The following is a 1,911-nucleotide window of genomic DNA, read 5'->3' as shown; positions in this document are numbered from 1 at the left end:
AAACCAACCTTCTTAGAGGGAGCAGCACAGCACCCGTGCGCGGCTTCGGTTGCGCCAGGCTGCCGCCTGCTCCCGCTAGTTGCCTGGGTCCGAAGCCTGTCAGGCGGGACCGGTCAAGGGCAGCCTTGCGTGTACATGTCCCCGGTGACCTTCCGCCCCACGGCTGTTGCCCCTACCTGTCTGGCCGTCCTTGAGGGGGACTCGCTGACCCCGGACAATCGGGCGGCGGGTGCAGGGGTATGGCGAGATTCGTCGTGCTGGGATGGGATGCGAGGCGAAGCGGGGCAACGCGTCACGGCGCGATCCAACCGGGCACGGGAAATAATCCACGACCAGCAAGCAGCCGGCGGTTGCGGTTGGCGCTGGTTTGCGTTGGACGTTCCGGGAGTTGGCCGTGCCTACATCGTCTCGTCCGGCAGCGGGTCTTGCCGTGCCTGTTGTCGGCGCCACCGGCGTCGTTGGTTCAGCTGGTCGTAAATGATTTTCACGCTGCTGGGGAAAAGGCTGGTGGCCAGGCCGACGGCAACGCCGGAGGCAAACAAGTAGGACTGCCCGCGGGCTTCCTCATCTAGGTCGGTCAAGCTGGCGTTGACGCGGGCGGTCTCGTCACCTGGGAATTGCCAGCCGAGGACCGCGTCGCCCGAGACAGGGCGTGTCGCGAAGTCCAGTCTGGGGTTGGAGAACGCGGGTACGACATTGATCGTGGTTTTCTGGCGGCGATTGTGTCGCTGATCCGCATCGGTGAGGCCGTAGTCGGATCGGCAGGTCGGAAGGCCCGCGTTGAGCCATTGCTCGCGACTGAAAGACGTGGCTGCTGCCGGGTCGCTCAAAGCTGGGCAGCGGGCCACTTGGTGGAGGCGTTTGGTGCGTATCGCGGTTCTTGCATTGTCGGAGCTGAAGACCGGATGAGCCAGCGCGCCACCGGTAATGACCATTGTGTTTCCGGCGGTGACCGGCTCTTTGGCGACATCGTAGGTGTATCGGATAGTGGCGGGGCCTGGCGCATTCTCACCTTCGCCGCTGAGGGCCCGCTGACTATTCAAGGGCCAGAAGAGCCGGTCGTCATACCTGCCGATGGTGGCCTCGTCTATGTCAAACGCCTTCTCGCCGGGGAAGCTGCTCTGGGTGAGCCGGGCGTCGCCTCGAAAACCAGCGACGATCACGAACGGTGATCGGTGCGTGGTAGTGAACCTGATCTCGATCAGAATGGAGTCCGCCGCCAGGGGTGGTAGAGGGCTGTATGGGGAGCCCTTCTGGGAGTAGGAGATCAAGGTATCGAATTCAACGTCGGGCGGCGCATATAAGACCACCCCTCCTGCCTGCTCGGGAGGCTTGTTCGGCACGCCGGGAACGCCACGTTCGTAGCCCACCCATGCCACACCGGCGAGGCTCGCGGAAAGCAGCAGCAGTAAGAGTCCGCCGATCATTGGCAGGCTGCCGGGCTTCGCGTCTTCAGCTTGAGACATACATGGAAGATATGGACTCGCAGAAGGCGCCGTCGACGTTCTGACCTCTTACGTTCTAGACGTCCCGGAGCCACGGGGATGTGGGCCCTGTGCCACTTGGCGCCCGAGACAGCACACGCGGCCATCGCTGGGCCGCTCCACTCCCGAATGACGACAGGGCGGACCGTACGATGGTGCGCTCGCTTGAGGCGCTTCTGCCGGCTGCTGGGATGTCCATGGTCTACGTGCCGGAGATGCGCGCGGGCCGTGAGGGTGCTGCGGCCTGTCCGGGTCTGGTGTTCATGTTGCAGGGCGGGGATGAGCCGCGACTGCTGACGACGAGCACAGCAGGGCAAGCGGCGGCGATCCGGGCGTATCGGGATCGCCGCTGGCGGCTGGGGGTGAGACTGCCTCCGGCCTCGGCTCCCGACCGGCAATCGCCGCGCCGTAGGTCGTATGTCCCCGG

General features: G+C 64.8%; 2 protein-coding genes. One reads left to right on the top strand and one right to left on the bottom strand.

Annotation, left to right across the window (positions count from 1 at the left end; genetic code table 11):
• Window positions 1-398: 398 nt before the first annotated feature.
• Window positions 399-1,466, bottom strand: coding sequence for a hypothetical protein (locus tag Aph01nite_RS40830; RefSeq protein WP_204046465.1), 1,068 nt, complete (start codon window positions 1,464-1,466; stop codon window positions 399-401).
• Window positions 1,467-1,636: 170 nt separating this feature from the next.
• On the opposite strand from Aph01nite_RS40830, the gene Aph01nite_RS40825 reads away from it, so the two are divergent.
• On the top strand, window positions 1,637-1,911 hold a 275-nt coding region (locus Aph01nite_RS40825; protein WP_204046464.1), incomplete at its 3' end, for a hypothetical protein.

Source organism: Acrocarpospora phusangensis (genome assembly GCF_016862995.1).
Classification (GTDB): domain Bacteria; phylum Actinomycetota; class Actinomycetes; order Streptosporangiales; family Streptosporangiaceae; genus Acrocarpospora; species Acrocarpospora phusangensis.
Note: the sequence above shows the minus strand (reverse complement) of the source record. Positions and strands in the feature narration are given on the sequence as shown.

Bases quoted from the DNA above. Each gene is read 5' to 3' on its own strand.
- Aph01nite_RS40830 (WP_204046465.1), bottom strand. From the start codon at position 1,466: ATGTCTCAAGCTGAAGACGCGAAGCCCGGCAGCCTGCCAATGATCGGC.